Source organism: Nitrospira marina (assembly GCF_059568365.1).
In genome coordinates, this window is record NZ_JCANTH010000001.1 from 2,520,618 (window position 1) to 2,536,761 (window position 16,144).

The 16,144-nt window shown below is 48.8% G+C and carries 16 protein-coding genes; 3 read left to right on the forward strand and 13 right to left on the reverse strand.

What is annotated here, in order from left to right:
- Nucleotides 1–38 precede the first annotated feature (38 nt).
- The 13 genes from LX98_RS10465 to LX98_RS10525 all read right to left on the reverse strand — a co-directional run bounded on the left by LX98_RS10465 (nucleotide 39) and on the right by LX98_RS10525 (nucleotide 12,621).
- Nucleotides 39–962, reverse strand: a complete 924-nt coding sequence (locus tag LX98_RS10465) for a class I fructose-bisphosphate aldolase (protein ID WP_496430591.1) — start codon at nucleotides 960–962, stop codon at nucleotides 39–41.
- A gap of 123 nt (nucleotides 963–1,085) precedes the next feature.
- On the reverse strand, nucleotides 1,086–1,736 hold the full coding sequence (gene cysE / locus LX98_RS10470; protein ID WP_496428843.1) for a serine O-acetyltransferase: 651 nt from the start codon (nucleotides 1,734–1,736) through the stop codon (nucleotides 1,086–1,088).
- Between the two features lie 47 nt (nucleotides 1,737–1,783).
- Nucleotides 1,784–2,266, reverse strand: a complete 483-nt coding sequence (gene ispF / locus LX98_RS10475; protein WP_496428844.1) for a 2-C-methyl-D-erythritol 2,4-cyclodiphosphate synthase — start codon at nucleotides 2,264–2,266, stop codon at nucleotides 1,784–1,786.
- Nucleotides 2,267–2,321: 55 nt separating this feature from the next.
- Nucleotides 2,322–3,026 carry a 2-C-methyl-D-erythritol 4-phosphate cytidylyltransferase gene (gene ispD, locus LX98_RS10480; protein WP_496428845.1) on the reverse strand — a complete coding sequence of 235 codons (705 nt, stop codon included), beginning with the start codon at nucleotides 3,024–3,026 and terminating at the stop codon, nucleotides 2,322–2,324.
- The gene (locus LX98_RS10485; RefSeq protein ID WP_496428846.1) at nucleotides 3,019–4,044 is read right to left on the reverse strand and encodes a TRAM domain-containing protein; all 1,026 of its coding nucleotides are present in this window, start codon (nucleotides 4,042–4,044) and stop codon (nucleotides 3,019–3,021) included. Before LX98_RS10485 ends, ispD begins: the two co-directional genes overlap by 8 nt.
- 16 nt (nucleotides 4,045–4,060) lie before the next feature.
- Entirely contained in the window at nucleotides 4,061–5,068 is a 1,008-nt protein-coding gene (fbp, locus tag LX98_RS10490) for a class 1 fructose-bisphosphatase (protein WP_496428847.1), read from the reverse strand.
- 264 nt (nucleotides 5,069–5,332) lie between these two features.
- Nucleotides 5,333–6,730: a phosphomannomutase/phosphoglucomutase gene (locus LX98_RS10495; protein WP_496428848.1), complete on the reverse strand. Its 1,398-nt coding sequence runs from the start codon at nucleotides 6,728–6,730 to the stop codon at nucleotides 5,333–5,335.
- 22 nt (nucleotides 6,731–6,752) lie between these two features.
- On the reverse strand, nucleotides 6,753–8,201 hold the full coding sequence (locus LX98_RS10500; protein ID WP_496428849.1) for a mannose-1-phosphate guanylyltransferase/mannose-6-phosphate isomerase: 1,449 nt from the start codon (nucleotides 8,199–8,201) through the stop codon (nucleotides 6,753–6,755).
- A gap of 135 nt (nucleotides 8,202–8,336) precedes the next feature.
- Nucleotides 8,337–8,804 (reverse strand): HAD family hydrolase, encoded by a 468-nt coding sequence (locus LX98_RS10505; protein WP_496430592.1) that lies wholly within the window; start codon nucleotides 8,802–8,804, stop codon nucleotides 8,337–8,339.
- 973 nt (nucleotides 8,805–9,777) lie between these two features.
- Nucleotides 9,778–10,101 (reverse strand): hypothetical protein, encoded by a 324-nt coding sequence (locus LX98_RS10510; RefSeq protein ID WP_496428850.1) that lies wholly within the window; start codon nucleotides 10,099–10,101, stop codon nucleotides 9,778–9,780.
- Nucleotides 10,102–10,295: 194 nt separating this feature from the next.
- Nucleotides 10,296–11,087: an ElyC/SanA/YdcF family protein gene (locus LX98_RS10515; RefSeq protein ID WP_496428851.1), complete on the reverse strand. Its 792-nt coding sequence runs from the start codon at nucleotides 11,085–11,087 to the stop codon at nucleotides 10,296–10,298.
- Between the two features lie 366 nt (nucleotides 11,088–11,453).
- Entirely contained in the window at nucleotides 11,454–11,825 is a 372-nt protein-coding gene (locus LX98_RS10520) for a hypothetical protein (RefSeq protein WP_496428852.1), read from the reverse strand.
- Nucleotides 11,826–12,012: 187 nt separating this feature from the next.
- On the reverse strand, nucleotides 12,013–12,621 hold the full coding sequence (locus LX98_RS10525) for an OmpA family protein (protein WP_496428853.1): 609 nt from the start codon (nucleotides 12,619–12,621) through the stop codon (nucleotides 12,013–12,015).
- Nucleotides 12,622–12,866: 245 nt separating this feature from the next.
- Here LX98_RS10525 and LX98_RS10530 point away from each other — a divergent pair, with 245 nt between their 5' ends.
- Genes LX98_RS10530 through LX98_RS10540 form a run of 3 tightly spaced genes read left to right on the forward strand, consistent with a single transcriptional unit; the run spans nucleotide 12,867 to nucleotide 16,143 of the window.
- Nucleotides 12,867–13,832, forward strand: coding sequence for an ATP-binding cassette domain-containing protein (locus tag LX98_RS10530; RefSeq protein ID WP_496428854.1), 966 nt, complete (start codon nucleotides 12,867–12,869; stop codon nucleotides 13,830–13,832).
- Nucleotides 13,833–13,858: 26 nt separating this feature from the next.
- A complete protein-coding gene (locus LX98_RS10535; RefSeq protein WP_496428855.1) occupies nucleotides 13,859–14,629 on the forward strand; it encodes an ABC transporter permease subunit in 771 nt (256 codons plus the stop codon).
- 5 nt (nucleotides 14,630–14,634) lie between these two features.
- Nucleotides 14,635–16,143, forward strand: a complete 1,509-nt coding sequence (locus tag LX98_RS10540; RefSeq protein WP_496428856.1) for a DUF4350 domain-containing protein — start codon at nucleotides 14,635–14,637, stop codon at nucleotides 16,141–16,143.
- Nucleotide 16,144: the final 1 nt, after the last annotated feature.

Sequence of the window (16,144 nt, forward strand, 5' to 3'; positions counted from 1 at the left end):
GATGGTTGAGAGCTTTCTCACCCCGACTGCTGGAATTTTTATGAAAGTTCTCCGGCATAGATCTTCATAACGGTCGAGAGAAATTCAAGAGCCTGCGGTCTCGGCCGTTGAAAGGAATTTCTCCCAATAATGGATCCAAACCCTCCACCGTCCCGTATTCCTCTGGCTTCATCGAAAATTTTCTGATCTTCCCCCTTGGCCCCGCCGGAAAAGATGACAATGCGTCGCCCCTGAAAAGTACTTTGCACCACATGGCGGATACGTTCCGCTGGCGTGCTAATAGGAATCTTTTCGGCCTCGTACACTTTTTTTGCCGCCGCCTGCTCAATATGGTTGGAAGGTACCTTCACTTTGATAATGTGCGCTCCGAGTTGGGCCGCAATTTGTGCGGCGTAGGCGACGACATCGATTCCGGTTTCCCCTTCCTTGCTGAGTCCTGCTCCACGTGGATACGACCACACCACCACCGCCAATCCGTGAGACTTGGCCTCCTGGGCAATTTCCCGCAGATGATTATACATTTCTTGGCTATGGGCAGACCCTGGATAAATCGTATATCCCACTGCACAGCATCCTAAGCGAAGGGCATCGTGAACACTCCCGGTAATTGCGGAATTGGGATCCTTGCTTTCAAACAGTGAATCGTTATTGTTCAATTTCAGTATGAGTGGAATTTGACCGGCATATTCTGCCGCCCCCGCCTCTAGAAACCCAAGAGGAGCCGCGTAAGCATTACATCCGGCATCAATTCCCAGCTGAAAATGATAGTGCGGATCATACCCTTCAGAATTGAGGGCAAAACTTCTTGCAGGACCATGCTCAAAGCCCTGGTCCACCGGCAGAATCACCAGACGACCGCTCCCGGCCAACCGCCCCGTCATCAACAACCTGGCAATATTGGCAAGAACTCCAGGAACATTACCATCATAATTCCGTAATATTTCTTTGACTCGTGGTGTGATAACGTTGGATCCCTTCACAAAATATCCCTCCCTTTCAACAAATTATTTCCAGCGGTCAGACTTTTTGGGGTAGTTTAGAAGACCTCTCCCCCTAAAACAATATGGAGCATTTCCTCGTATCCGTTACAATTCCTTTTCAGATTGTTCCACCTGTTTTCGTAGGGCGATGAGTTCTTGTTCCATCGCATCAAACCGTTCAGCTATCGGATCTGTAATATTGGCATGATCCATAGTTGCTTCAGGCACCCGATCTCCAATGGTTTTAATAATCCTGCCGGGTATCCCAATGACCGTTGAATTCGAAGGCACTGACCGAAGAACCACCGAATTGGCTCCAATTTTGACAAAATCTCCGATCGTAATATTCCCCAGCACTTTTGCTCCGGCTCCAACAACCACATGGTTTCCCAATGTTGGATGGCGTTTACCACGTTCTTTGCCGGTTCCACCCAGCGTCACGCCTTGAAAGAGAGTGACAAAGTCGCCCAGAACAGCAGTTTCGCCAATCACGACCCCCATCCCATGGTCAATGAAAAACCCACGTCCAATCTGAGCGCCTGGATGAATTTCTATACCGGTTAGCCACCGAGCCAGTTGCGAAATTAACCGCGGAACAATCGGAATGTTTTTCCCCCATAACCAGTGAGCCACCCGATGAGCCAATAACGCATGAAAACCTGAGTAGGCCAGCAACACTTCCCATCGACTGGTTGCCGCCGGATCGCGCTCAAAAACTGCATGGAGATCTTCAGTAATTCGTTTAACCCATCGCATACGCCCACCATACGGATATACCCCAAGGAAAAGGAGCCGGCATCATTTCATAAGGGCGTGGTGGATTCAATGAGACAAACGGCCATCGTAGCAATGCCTTCCGTCCGCCCGATCATTCCAATTCCCTCACCACTTTTGACTTTGACATTTACCTGAGAAGGGGAAACCTGCAGCACTTGCGCAAGACTTTCTTGCATCGAGGCCGTATACGGGGCTAATTTCGGTGCCTGGGCTAAAATGACCGTATCCAGATTCACCAAGTAAAATCCTTTATCACGAAGGCTTTGAGTGACACTTCCTAGCATAACCAAACTCGAGAGATTTTTGTATTCTGGATTACTACTTGGGTACCGTGTTCCGAGATCTCCTTCTCCCATGGCTCCTAAAATGGCGTCGCAAACGGCATGGGTTAAGGCATCAGCATCGGAATGGCCATCCAACCCTTGAGAATGGGGGACGACCACGCCACCCAAAATCAGGGGACGGCCTTCACGGAAGGGATGGATGTCATACCCTTGACCAACTCTCATAGCACATCAAAGACGAGCGAAAAAAATCCATTTGAATGAAGGCTAGCCTGAAATTTCACCTTCGGCTTCCAATCGTTCCCAAAATCGCTTCCCCAAACATCAGATCATCCGGCTTGGTCACTTTTATATTAAAACAACTCCCCTCCACAACGGAAACAGGGTAACCCATCCGTTCGATGAGGGCCGCATCATCGGTGACGTCCCATTGGTGTTGTTGCGCCTGGTGATGTGCCTCAACCAGCCAATCATACCGGAACACCTGCGGCGTCTGAATCTGCCAGAGTTCCTCCCTCTTCAGCGTCTCTTGAATGATCCCAGATGCATCAACCCGCTTCACCGTATCATGGATCGGCATTGCCACCACCGCCGCCCCAGTTTTTCCGGCACAATCGATCACATTCCTGACCATGCGTTGGTCAATAAAGGGACGGACACCATCATGAACCAAAACCCCGTCAGGTCGGTCGGAAATGGCCGCAAGTCCGTTTCTGACAGAATCTTGTCGCCGCGCTCCTCCCGCCACAACTTTGGCGACTTTCTCCAGACCGAAAGGTTTCACAATTTCACGCCAACAATACTCCCGGTCCGATGCCGGAACGGAGAGAATGACTTCGGAAATCTCCTCGAGTTGTTGAAAAACCTGGAGTGAATGCACTAAAAGAGGCAGATTCCCAAGAGTAAGATATTGCTTGGGAGTATTTCCTCCCATGCGGGTACCAAGGCCCGCGGCAGGAACCACCGCCACAACAGAATTAAACACGCGAAAAGCTCAACTCCTCGTGTTCAGTTTCTTCTTTCAGGCGGGTAAAAATCATTCGGCCGGCACTCGTTTGCAGAACACTCGTCACAATCACATCCGCATTTTTGCCGATCCATCGCTTGGCATGGTCAACCACCACCATGGTGCCATCATCTAAATAGGCCACACCTTGCCCGGCCTCTTTCCCTTCTTTCAAAACAAAAACTCGGATCGTCTCACCGGGAAGAACCACCGGTTTCAACGCATTACACAAGTCATTGATGTTCAGCACTCTGACGCCTTGAATCCCGGCAACCTTATTGAGATTAAAATCATTAGTCAGCACCTTTGCATCCATTTGCTTCGCGAGTTCAATGAGCTTTGTATCCACCTCTTTCACGTGAGGAAAATCATCTTCTACCAGATCAACCTTAATATTGCTGACTTTTTGAAGGACATTCAAAATATCCAACCCTCGTCTCCCACGTGCCCGCTTTAATCCATCAGAGGAATCCGAAATATGCTGTAACTCCTGGAGAATAAAATGTGGAACGACAAGGGTTCCCTCAATAAAGCCCGTTTCGCACAAATCTGCAATCCGACCATCAATGATGACGCTGGTATCCAGCAGTTTTTTGATACGAACCGACTCCGTATCGCCTGTTGATTTGGCTGATGTGGCCCATCCTTCAGTGGCAAATCGTATTCCCATGATTAATCCCCAATAGGGAATTCCCAAAAAGATCGCCAAGCTGGCCAAAATGTTGAAGACGGTATTAGGAGAACGTGCGACTAATCCCGTCACCGAGGCAATTAATCCCGCCACAAGGAGACCAACAACTAATCCCCCCCCTCCACACACGACGAATGGCAAGGGCGCCGCCTTCAATCGGTGTTCCACAGCCAGAATAATTGCACCAACCCCTGCCCCGATTCCCCCGCCCATGAGCAGAACACCTATTTGGCCGTCGGTTGCTCCCCATGCCAAGGCCATACCTAAGACCACCCCAACGCCTAGAAATATCATTCGCAACACCATAGGAGATTCTCCTTCCCTAGATCAGTGACTCAGACCGCAGAAACGCTTCAGCTTTAGTCACATCATCCTGACTGCCAATATATAAAGGGACTCTCTGGTGAAGGGCTTTCGGTATTAGTTGATTGACGGGCTCAACACCCGTACTCCCCATACCACCGGCTTGTTCAACCAAAAATGATAAGGGTGCGGCTTCATACATGAGCCTCAATTTTCCCTCAGTGTTTTTCTGCTCTCCCGGATACATATAGAGACCACCCTTGCACAACACACGATGCACATCAGCCACAAAACACCCGGAATAACGACTGGTGTATGGTCTGCCTGTCTGAACATCGACTTCGTGAAGATAGTGAAGAAATTGCTGGGTGCCGGTAGACCATTTTTGGTAATTACCTTCATTCACACTATAAATTTTCCCCTGCTTGGGAATTTGAATATTCTTGGCTGAGAGGAAAAACTCCCCGGCCTCCTGATCCAACGTGAATTGGTGCACACCATGGCCGCAGGTATACACTAAAAGCACACTCGATCCATACAAAACATATCCGGCAGCCACCTGATCGCACCCTTTTTTTCGCAAGGCATCTTCAGAGGTGGGGAAACCCTCAACGGAAAGTCGGTGAATGGAAAAAATGGACCCTAAAGACGCGTTGACATCAATATTAGATGAGCCATCCAAAGGATCCAAAAAGACCGCATACCTTCCTTGACCATCGGCTTCCTTGATGAGGTAGGGCTTTTCCATTTCCTCTGAAACCAGCGTACTCACCAGTTCCATGTGCTCAAACACATCCAAAAATATCTGATTGGCTCGTTCGTCCAACTTTTGGACCTCTTCGCCTTGAACATTAATTAGCCCCGTAGAACCAAGGAATTGACTCAATCCGGCTTTTCGAAGATCCTGGGCAATGAGTTTCCCACCTAAAGCAATTTGCATGATAATGCGGGAAAATTCCCCGGAGGTTCCCGGAATAGGCGCTTGCTCACGAAAGGTATGTGTCGATAAGGAAAAACGCGGAGTCATCAATCATGATCCATAGACTATACTAGAGGATTTTCATTATATGCTTTTTCGCATAAAGGAGCAACGCACGTTCGAGAGAAATTCGCATTCGGTCGGGAAAGAATATTCTCACGGATGCATCCGGCTGGCATATTAAAAGCCGAGCCTTCATGCTGATGGATAGCACAGTGTTCCTGATCTGATCGAGGATGACTTCACCAGAAGTGGTTGAGAATGCCCACAGACACGATCTGAAATACAAAAGTGGATTAACCCGCCGAGAGGTTAGGGGGTGAGGTCTACGGTGGCTTCAGAAAGTTGTCCTTCCAAATAGGCCTGAATTTGAGTGAGATGAGTGTGGGAAGAGGCTTCAAAGCGAAGGACTAATGCTGGTTGAGTATTTGATGCCCGAATCAGACCCCACCCTTCGTCAAAACGGACACGAATGCCATCAATGGTGATAATGTCACGAATGGGCAAAACTGATGTCTTCGGATTTTGCGTGTCAGCCGCATGCTTCAAACGGTTTCTCACAATTTCGACTAATGAAAATTTTTGATCATCCGGACAATCTACTCGAATTTCAGGAGTTACCACGGTTTGAGGAATATCGGCCAACAGCGACGACAAGGGCTTTTTCCGTTTCACAAGAATTTCGATAAGCCGGCAGGAAGCATAAATGGCATCATCATATCCATAGTACCGATCCGCAAAAAACAGGTGTCCCGACATCTCCCCGGCAAGTAAAGCCTTTTCTTCTTTCATTTTGGCTTTGATAATGGAATGTCCTGTTTTCCACATAATACCCCGTCCACCCCGTTTTTGAATATCGTCATACAACCCCTGAGAGGCTTTCACTTCTGAAATAATGGAACATCCAGGATGATCATCCAGCACATCCCGGGCAAAAAGGAGCAGTAACCGGTCACCCCACATAATTTGGCCCTGTTCATCAATGACGCCAATCCGGTCAGCATCACCATCGTACCCGATTCCTACATCAGCTCCGGTTTCTTTGACCTTCTTAATCAGGTCCTTAAGATTATCCAGTACAGTGGGGTCGGGATGATGGTTCGGAAAATGACCATCTAGATCGCAATACAATCCGGTCACCTCGCATCCCAATTGCTCCAAAGCTTCTTTGGCAAACAGAGACGCCGCACCATTTCCACAATCAATCACAACCCGAAGTCCCTGGGCTCTCAGCGAAGAAAAACGTTCTTGTAAAAACTTGAGATATTCGGGAATGATGGTTTGCGTTGACACCGTGCCTGACCCGGATGCGAACTCGCCGCTCTCATAAATTACCTGTAATTCTTGAATATCAGCCCCGTACAGTGCTTCCCGCCCTATACACATCTTAAACCCATTATATTCCGAAGCATTGTGACTGCCGGTAATCATGATGCCCCCGTCAACATCACAGGAAAACAGAGAAAAATATAGTAAGGGGGACGCACACAGGCCGAGATCAAGTACATTGACCCCTGAACTGGTCAGGCCGGCAACGAGATGATTCCGAAGTGCTGATGAAGTTAAACGGCCATCCCGGCCCACGGCGATATTGTGGACACCACGTGCTCTAGCCAGGGTCGCATAGGCACGGCCGATTCGCTCAACCACATCAGGACCTAAATCATGGGCTACAATCCCGCGAATATCATATTCTCGAAAAATTCCCATCCGGCTTTCTTTCCTTCCGAATCTATCTAATAGGTCGCAATCGACCAAAATCGTCCTGAAGTCGAACGATATCATCTTCTCCAAGGTAGGGCCCATTTTGAATTTCAATAATCTCTAAAGGGATCTGCCCGGGATTTTCTAGACGATGCGGTGTTTCTTTGGCTATCCCTGTACTCATTCCCGCCTGCAAGTCGTAGACTTCTTCGCCACGAGTCACCCGGGCCGTCCCTGCAATGACCACCCAATGCTCACTGCGTTGATGATGTAGTTGAAGGGAAAGCCGTTTTCCAGGGGCGACTTCAATCCGTTTAACTTTATAACCTTTACCCTCTTCCATGACGGTATAGGAACCCCAAGGACGATGCACGGTTCGATGTTCTAAATGTTCAGGGGCGCCCTGTCGCTTCAACAGATTGACAATAGCTTTGACATCTTGCGCACGATCCTTCGGACAGACCAGGGTGGCATCGGGCGTATCCACCACCACCATCTTGTCAAGGCCAATCGTTGCTACGACCCTTCGATCCGCAAACAGCACCGAATCGCGGCTTCCCAGATCGATAATATTCCCATTCCGGACATTTCCATCTTTATCCAAAGGCACCACTTCTTCCAAGCTGCTCCAACTCCCCACATCCGACCATCCAAAGTCTATCGGTATCACCACACTTCTGGCAGAATGTTCCATCACCGCCTTGTCAATAGAAAGCGATTCGACTTTGGCATAGACCTTCCGAAGGTGGGAGGGGAAATCCTCACTTCCCATCTCGCCTTGTAAACCAGTCAACAATTTGGATAACGCCGGTTGGTGAAAGGCTAATTCTGATAAAATTTGGGAAGCTTTCCAGACAAAAATACCGCTATTCCAAAAATAATTTCCGGATCGATAATATCGTTTGGCAGTTGTGAGATTCGGCTTTTCAACAAACCGGGCCACAGAATACCCGATGAAGGGACCCTTGGCTCCGATCCTCTTTCGCTTCGAAGGCTGAATATAGCCATACCCTGTTTCAGGACGAGTCGGCTGAATCCCAAACGTCACCAGATGCCCACTCATCGCCAATTCACTGGCAAATTGTACGGCTCGCATAAATTTTTTGGATGCCTTCACGACATGATCTGCCGGCACCACCACCATCACGGCTTCAGGATCTTGATGTATCAATCGTAAGGCCGCGAGAGCGATCGCCGGTGCCGTATTTCTCCCTTCCGGCTCAAGAATGACATTTCCAGCAATGTCATCTTTCCACTGATTGAGTTGAAGTTTGATGGATTCCGCTTGAACGGCATTGGTGACAATTGCCATCCGATTCGCGGGGATATTCAGTAATAGACGCTCAAACGTCTGCTGCAGGAGGGTTCCTTCTCCCAAAATTCTTAACAATTGCTTAGGAAATCGTTCCCGGCTCAACGGCCAAAACCTGGTACCACTCCCCCCGGCTAAAATCACTCCATAGACATGAGGATTCATGTTCGGTTCTTCTCCTCCAATCGATTCAAATGCTTAAATGGACCCTATGCACCATACTCAACAAACAAAGGTTCAAAGCTCATAAGAAAGATTGTCGGAATGTGACACTAAAAAATCCACTAAATACTTGTAGGGCTACTGAGGGCCTTTTGCGGCCAAAATTCTATCGATTATTTCTCGAACAGCTCCCTCACCACCATTTTTCTTGCAGACATAATGCACGACCTGACGGACTTGCGCTACACAATCCGCGGGAGCCGCAGCGTATCCCACCGTTTTCAAGGCCTCCACGTCATTCACATCATCCCCAATGTAGGCCATTTGTGAAAAAGGAATCCCGTACTTTTCAGACAAATGGCGCAGAATTGCCACCTTATCCTTGGCACCTTGAAAGACTTCGGGAATGCCTAATTTTTTTCCACGGCGAGCGACAATTTTGGTGTTTTCCATGGTAATGATAGCCGTGATCACCCCTTGGGCCTGTAAGAGCTTAATCCCCATACCATCACGCGTGTGAAACTTTTTCAATTCTTCGCCCGATTCCCCATAGTACATGCCGGCATCGGTCAGAACCCCATCCACATCCGTTGCAAATAATCTCAGCTCTTTGAAAACTTCCTCTGTTCTAACTACCGCCCTTGGAGAATCCTTTTTTTTGAGAGGACGTACTGTTTTTTCCCCTTTGGATTTGGATAAAGAAGTGATTCCGTGGTTTTTTCTCACCTGTTCAATTCTACCTTTCTATTTCACCATTCTTAGGGCAATCCTCAATATACGCTTAAGTTTAAGGCAGGTCTTCCGTTAAGACCACAGGAGGGATAAAATTCGTAGGCAGCCAAATTTAACAATCCATTTTCCGTTTGTATTTTTGCAAAACCGGCTTAAACAAGGCTTACTTGTGAGTTCTTATTTTCGATTCCTCAATATTTTGGCTCTTTGTTCCAGTCTTCTTTCCTGTTCATCCCCCCAATCTCAGCAAAGACTGGACACGGCATTATGTTGGCTACGCCCCTCTTGCCTTCCCTCAGACCTTCCATCCCCCAGCGAAAACGTACCACAAGCCGATACAGCCTCAGAGCCAATTAACCCAGCCGTTTCCTCAGATGAGTCTCAACCCCTATCTCCGCAGGTTTCGTCTTTTGAAAGAAGAGATGTCTCGAACTGTCTCACATCTGCCCAAATCACCGTTACGCAATCAAACCCTGTTGTCAGCATTTCGTATATTGAACCCACAACAAAAGCCAACGGCCAGGCATTAACAAATCTTGCCAAGACTACCATTTACCAAGATATAGGAAAAGGATTACTCAAATATAAAGAGATCAGGGCGACCAATCCCGGAGGAGGGGGAACCATTCGAGAGAAAGTTTCGTTCAGCCTTAAACCGGAGGAAACCATTCAGGCCACAATTTGCATAACCGCAACGGATACAAATGGCCAGGAGAGTTAAGCGTGTATAGGCTGATTCCCCAATTTCTTGAGCCTCATTCAACGTGGAGAAGCCAGGAGAGTGGTGTGCAGATGGGTAATGGGAAGTCATTTCCTGAAAATGACTTCATAAAGCTTTCTCGTTCTATCACGGCTTGAGAGTAAACCCGTGTTGTTCCATACACTCACCTATTTCCAACCCCTGGGTAACCGAATCTCTCTTCCAATCACTCCCCTGTTCCGCAGAAACCAGCGCAACACAGGTTGAATGCGTTTCAATGGGATCCGCACCTTCTCCATCAGTGGAAACCCACTCCCCCTGTAGGCAGTCTCCATAGGGATGGCAAATACGATCCGCACGAGTGGAACCGTGGTTCGGATGATAATACGATTCCCATATACTACACCCCTCCAGAAAAAAGACACTGAGACACATAATGAGGGCTCCTCCCGCCCATCTTTGCCAATTCATTACTTTGCTAATCTCCCAAAAGTCCCAGCCATATTGTGAATCAAACAATAGACGACATCGCTTGTATCTCTATCGGATAGCCTGACCTAAGAAATTAGGCCATTCGTTATCCATAACCAGCGCAGGGACATTAACCCTCTCAATTGATTTTATTCCCCTTAAAAGGTCAAGATTCAGGGCCTCCCCCTGCTTGATTAAATCTGATCTTGAACCCAGGCCTCCAATAAACCCATATATTCATGATAGGCCAATTCGGCAAGACGCACTCCGGAGGAACTCGGGAAAAAGTTCACTAAAGACCAAAACTGCATAGGAGGAACCCATTGTCCTGTGGAGGCCGGAATTGGATATAGACCCTGTTTCTCAAATAATTTGACCGCACGTGGCATATGGAAAGCACTTGTCACCAAGATAAAAGGCTCATCATGGACGATATCCCGAACATACAGAGGATGATCCTTGGTATCACGGGATTCAACCTCCAGAACCATATCTGCCCGATTGACGCCTAATTCCTCGGCGACTCGACTCATGGTGGTCGCTTCAGGAGAACCCTCAAACCCCGTGCCCCCTGTCAGAATGATTTTACTTCCGGGCAGCATGCGATGAAGCCGGATACCCTCCATTAATCGAACACGGGAGTGATGAGACACTCGAAGCTGATAAGGCAACGTGGCATCTCCGGCAGTACCGCTGGCCAGGACTACAATCCATTTCAGGGATTCTTGGGTATTTGCGATATCCCCAGAAGTCAGAACCTGGGAAAGATTAATAGGAGGATATTGTGATTCCAACGTACGTATGATACGCCCTGAGATTCCTTCATAACCGCTGATGACAAGCAGAATGAATCCCAGGGAAACCAGGACTTTCCCAAGGTATTGCTTGCGGGAAAAATACAAAAAGACAAGCCCGCAAGCCATCATCTCTATGCACAGAGAGAGAGGAGAAAAAAATGAGGCCAAAATCTTCTTAAGACTGAGCACCAATGTTCCTTTCCTCCTATCGATGTTGATGATAGGGAAAGCTGCGCCTATCCATTTCGTGGCACAGATCGACGATTATACGAATTTTTCCATTTTTTTTCTTCTGATTGCCATAAGGTGTATTGGCCCCGAGCCAGTATCATTCACTTCGAGCATGAGGACCAAAACAACCTTAATCTCTTCACGGGATGGGTGCGGGAAGCGATGATTAAAGCGACCCACCGCGGGGAAGCACTAAAAAAAGCATTGGCCGCCCTTGGTTTCAATGGAGGAAAACTCTTGACAGCAGGATCGATGAACCGCCACCTTGAGAGGGCATACCTACCGCGCGGGATAAATTTGGAGGTATAAAAAAAGAATATCGGATTAAGGAGAAGACTCCGAGCAGGAAAGAACCAGCCCTTTTTGGTGTTTTTTGAAATCCTGGATAGAGACATCAAGGCTTCGTTGCGCAACAAGAATATCTCTCAATAGATTTCCTTGGGGGGATTGATGGGTCACACAATGAATCTTTCCCCCTTGAAATCCACGACGGCTCCGCCTGCATCCATCAAATTCCTTGGGAGCATGCCGGAGACTAAATTTAGCTTCTTGCAATTGGTCATGCTTCCGGACGACCTGTTCCTGGGCAGCCTTCAAAAGAGAAACAGCCTCGGTACAGGAAAACTCCCATACCTCCGAGAAAGCCGACGAGGGAAACAACAGGAAGAACCAGATTATTAAGGACCAAACCCGCATAGACATCCTCCTCATCTTGAGGAAAAGGGCAAAAATATTGTTGAGAGACTTGCAAATTTTCTCCCAAAATATCCCGCGGTTTTGACCCCATCAATAACCTAAAAGGAGGGACAGCCAGGATAACCCGATTCATATGATTTCTAAAGACGAACTCCTAAACACATATGTAGGTGGAAATTTTACAGTATTACTTCAACACAATGTGTGCCCGTCTATTCTTTTGAAAACATTCACGGGTGGGTTGAAGACAAAACGGTTCATTTTTTCCCAAGCTTAGGATTCGAATAGATGAAGCGCTCACCCCTAAATCCACCAGGTAATTCTTCACCGCCATCGCGCGACGCTCCCCCAAAATAAGATTATATTCTTCGGTTCCTCGCTCATCACAATGTCCTTCAATCAGGACAGTACGAGTAGCGTGCCGATTCAGGAGTACTTCAGCGTTCTGCATCAGGATAGGAACAGCCTCACTCCGAATATAATATTGGTCGTAATCAAAAAAAACATCTTCCAACGTCGAGGGAAGAGGGGGGTTGGCCGTTTGCGAATGGATGTCATTTATAGCCGGCGGTGTTGCTGATATTTGAGGCTGGGAAACGACTGGAAGAGAGGGTTCCGGTTCGGGCACAGAAACGGCAGGGGCACTCACCACCGAAGAAGGAGAAGAATCGGGAGACTCCTCACCTGGCTCGGCCCCATGGCTGAAGATGGACACATGATGCCAGGAACTGCACCCGCTCAGAATAGCAACCAACAGCCCAAGAATCGCATATTTCCCCTGAAACGACTTCCTCAATGGTGGCCGTTACTCCACTCTTCCAAGGCAGGGTAGAAGGTTCCTTACTGGCATAACTCATAAATCCCTATAAATACTAGCTATCATACAACTTTCATTAAAAGAGTCAATCTCACCCGGAGCTGCCATCATGGTTGAACTTGACGGATTTTTTTTCACATAGGTATGATCGGACTCCTGTCGAGCTATTTCATTTTAAAGTCACTTTTCTCGCCATTTCACGACACAATTTGCTGGGCATCCGTATGATTGACGTTCAACATGTGACCAAACGCTACGGGAACGCAACCGCGTTGGATGACGTCTCATTCTCCATCAACAAGGGGGAAATCGTGGCGTTTCTCGGGCCAAATGGCGCAGGAAAAACCACGACTATGCGTATTCTGACGGGGTTCATGCCCCCAACCCTGGGGACCGTCCGCATTGCAGGGTTTGATTGCCTGGAAGCACCCTGGGAGGTCAAAAAACATATCGGGTATCTCCCCGAAACTCCCCCTCTGTATCTGGAACTGACCGTCACTGAATATTTGACCTTTGTGGGGAGAATTAAACGACTTTCTGAGGACCAACTGGCCGAACGGATGGATACCATCATCACCCAAACGGGCCTGGCCGATGTTCGGGGCCGAGTCATCGGACATCTATCCCGTGGATATCGACAACGCGTTGGCTTGGCACAAGCCCTTTTGCACAATCCTCCCGTTTTGATTTTGGACGAACCAACGACAGGGCTAGACCCGAATCAAATTATTGAGATCCGGGAACTCATTAAAAGCCTGGCGGGCTCCCACACCATCATTCTCAGTACACATCTATTGGCCGAGGCAACCGCTATTTGCCAGCGGGTCATTATCATTCACCGCGGCCGAATTGTCGCGGTGGACACCCCGGAACAGTTAGGAGCCAAACTTCGTGAATCGGAAACGCTCAGTCTAACCGTGAAGCAATCCGACCCGGACCTGTTGGAGGCGCTGCACCATATTCCTGGAGTCATCCGAGTCTCTCAAGGAGCAACGGCTCACACCTATCTTCTGGACACGCAGATGGGGCGGGATATCCGGGAGGAATTGACCCAATTAGTCGTCTCCAGAAATGTGGGCCTTCTGGAATTAAAAACCCAACCTCTCACGCTTGAGGATGCGTTTAAGGTGCTCACACAAACCAACACTCCCGGCGGACCCAACATTAACACCCCTGGTGGGCCACACTAACCGCCTTTACCCGGATTACTCTCATTATGACCCCCGTTCACACAATTGTTGCCAAAGAATTACGAAGTGCGTTTGTGTCTCCCGTAGTCTATGTCATTGCGGCCATCTTTTTGGCTATCGTGGGGCTGTTGGCCTATTCCGCGGCGGCCAATGCGAGTAACCAGGCTATCCGCCTGATGCAAGTACAAAACACCTACGCACAACTCAATCTCAATGATATGCTGTTCAGACCCCTCTTTCGAAGCATTAACCTCATCCTCATGATTATTCTCCCATTACTCACCATGCGTCTCTTCGCCGAAGAACGCAAACTTCGAACCTTTGAACTTCTTCTCACGTCTCCCATTGGCGTCAATGAAATTGTGTCTGGAAAATTCATGAGCGTGATTATCGTTTATAGCGGCCTGTTATCACTGACAAGCCTCATCCCGATAACGCTTTCCGCCTATGCAACCTTTGATTGGCGACCGATTTATCTTGGGTATGTCGCTCTGTTTCTCCAAGGAGCTCTTCTAATCTCCATTGGCCTGTTTGCCTCGGCATTGACCGAAAACCAAATTATTGCGGCTTTTTTAAGCTTTGGCTGCATCTTAGGTCTCTGGATGCTCGGGGCGTTAGGGGGCATTGTTGGGGACACCACAATCGGGCACTTTCTGTCCTATCTTTCTTTTAGCGAACATTTTGAACGATTGATTCGTGGGCTTTTCAACCTCAAAGATATTCTTTATTACGTCTCCGGCATAGCGTTTATGTGGTTTGCCGCTCACCAAGCCGTCGACGCCTACCGATGGAAGTAACGCGTGTGTCTTCAATTCTCGGGATAGCGGGAACGATAATAGCCCTGGTAGGACTGGGGCTTCCCTTGGTCTATCCTGCTGCAGGGAGCCTCTCCTCAATCCTGCTGGGAGTGGGAACGCTCTGCCTCCTGGGGTATTTTGCCTTCCATTTTCGGAGCCTCACCGCGTTAGCTCGAACCCGGTCTACTCGACTTGGCGCTCACAGCCTGTTTTCGGTGTTGCTTGCCGGCGTCGTCGTGGTCTTACTCAATTTTCTCGCAGCCAAACATGCGCCGGAATGGGACTTCTCAGAGACGCAAAATTTCACCTTAAGCCGACAGACCTATCAAGTCCTTCGCACTCTTCCAAGAGAAGTGAAAATGACGGCTTTCACCCATGAAGGGAGCCCGGGTTATGGCGGCTATCAGGACCTATTGACGACTTATGCGAAGGAGAGTCCTCTCATCACACTGGCATTCATCGATCCCGAACGCCAGCCAGACAAGGCCAAAGAGTATCAAGTGACTCGAATCGATACCGTCGTCGTGGAAAGTGGTCCCCAAAAGGTCCATCTCCAACGATCTTCTGAAGCCGACATGACCAATGCGCTACTCCGCGTCACACAGGACGAGAAAAAGCGCATTGCCTTTGTCACAGGCCATGGCGAAAAAAGTCTCTCCGATACCGAATCGTCAGGATTATCTCGTGCCGGCGATGCCCTGGCCAAACAGGGCTATGAGGTCGGAACAGTGGATTGGCAAGACACGGCTACCCACGAAGCGGCAGTCCTCATCGTGGCCTCCTCCACAGAAGCCGTATCCTCTGATGACCAACAACGGATAAGTCAATTTCTGGAAAAAGGAGGACGGGTACTGGTGATGGATGATCCAGGCAGCGGCACGTCCCTAGATCCCCTCTTCACGCCGTGGGGCATTCAATTGGGAACTGGCATCCTGGCTGATGAACAAGACCGCTTAGGACGTGGCAGTCCCACCGCCTTGCTCGTTCGAACCTTTACCACACATGACATCACCGAAGACTTCACCACACCTATCCTGTTTCCCGTGTCTCGCTCGGTGACCTTCGACACGGCACAAGGAAAGACCTGGGAGTATGTCGCCTTAGCCCAAACATCTCCGGAAAGTTGGGAAGAAACGGACCTGAACAGTCCGCAACCGGAATTTACTGCGGGGGAAGATCCCAAAGGCCCCTTTACCATCGCGGGCCTCTTGATCCGCAAACCGGTCGACCAGTCCCCAACAGCACAATCTGCCGTCCTCATCGTGGGTAATGCCGCCTTTGCGACCAATGGGTATCTGACTTATCCGGGAAACACGGATTTTTTCTTGAAAGCCATTGCCTGGCTTGCGCAGGAGGACGCCTTAGTTTCTCTGACACCAAAAGATCCGGCCTTTCATCCATTCATACCGAATCCCTCACAGGAACAAGCGCTCGTATTTTTTCAGGTCCTGTTCATTCCACTCCTCACCTTGTTTATCGGTCTATCTGTTTGGAAAAGGCGGCGAAGTTTGTAAT

Bases quoted from the DNA above. Each gene is read 5' to 3' on its own strand.
- cysE (WP_496428843.1), bottom strand. From the start codon at position 1,736: ATGCGATGGGTTAAACGAATTACTGAAGATCTCCATGCAGTTTTTGAG.
- ispF (WP_496428844.1), bottom strand. From the start codon at position 2,266: ATGAGAGTTGGTCAAGGGTATGACATCCATCCCTTCCGTGAAGGCCGT.
- LX98_RS10485 (WP_496428846.1), bottom strand. From the start codon at position 4,044: ATGGTGTTGCGAATGATATTTCTAGGCGTTGGGGTGGTCTTAGGTATG.
- fbp (WP_496428847.1), bottom strand. From the start codon at position 5,068: ATGACTCCGCGTTTTTCCTTATCGACACATACCTTTCGTGAGCAAGCG.
- LX98_RS10495 (WP_496428848.1), bottom strand. From the start codon at position 6,730: ATGGGAATTTTTCGAGAATATGATATTCGCGGGATTGTAGCCCATGAT.
- LX98_RS10500 (WP_496428849.1), bottom strand. From the start codon at position 8,201: ATGAATCCTCATGTCTATGGAGTGATTTTAGCCGGGGGGAGTGGTACC.
- LX98_RS10510 (WP_496428850.1), bottom strand. From the start codon at position 10,101: ATGAATTGGCAAAGATGGGCGGGAGGAGCCCTCATTATGTGTCTCAGT.
- LX98_RS10520 (WP_496428852.1), bottom strand. From the start codon at position 11,825: ATGCGGGTTTGGTCCTTAATAATCTGGTTCTTCCTGTTGTTTCCCTCG.
- LX98_RS10530 (WP_496428854.1), top strand. From the start codon at position 12,867: ATGATTGACGTTCAACATGTGACCAAACGCTACGGGAACGCAACCGCG.
- LX98_RS10535 (WP_496428855.1), top strand. From the start codon at position 13,859: ATGACCCCCGTTCACACAATTGTTGCCAAAGAATTACGAAGTGCGTTT.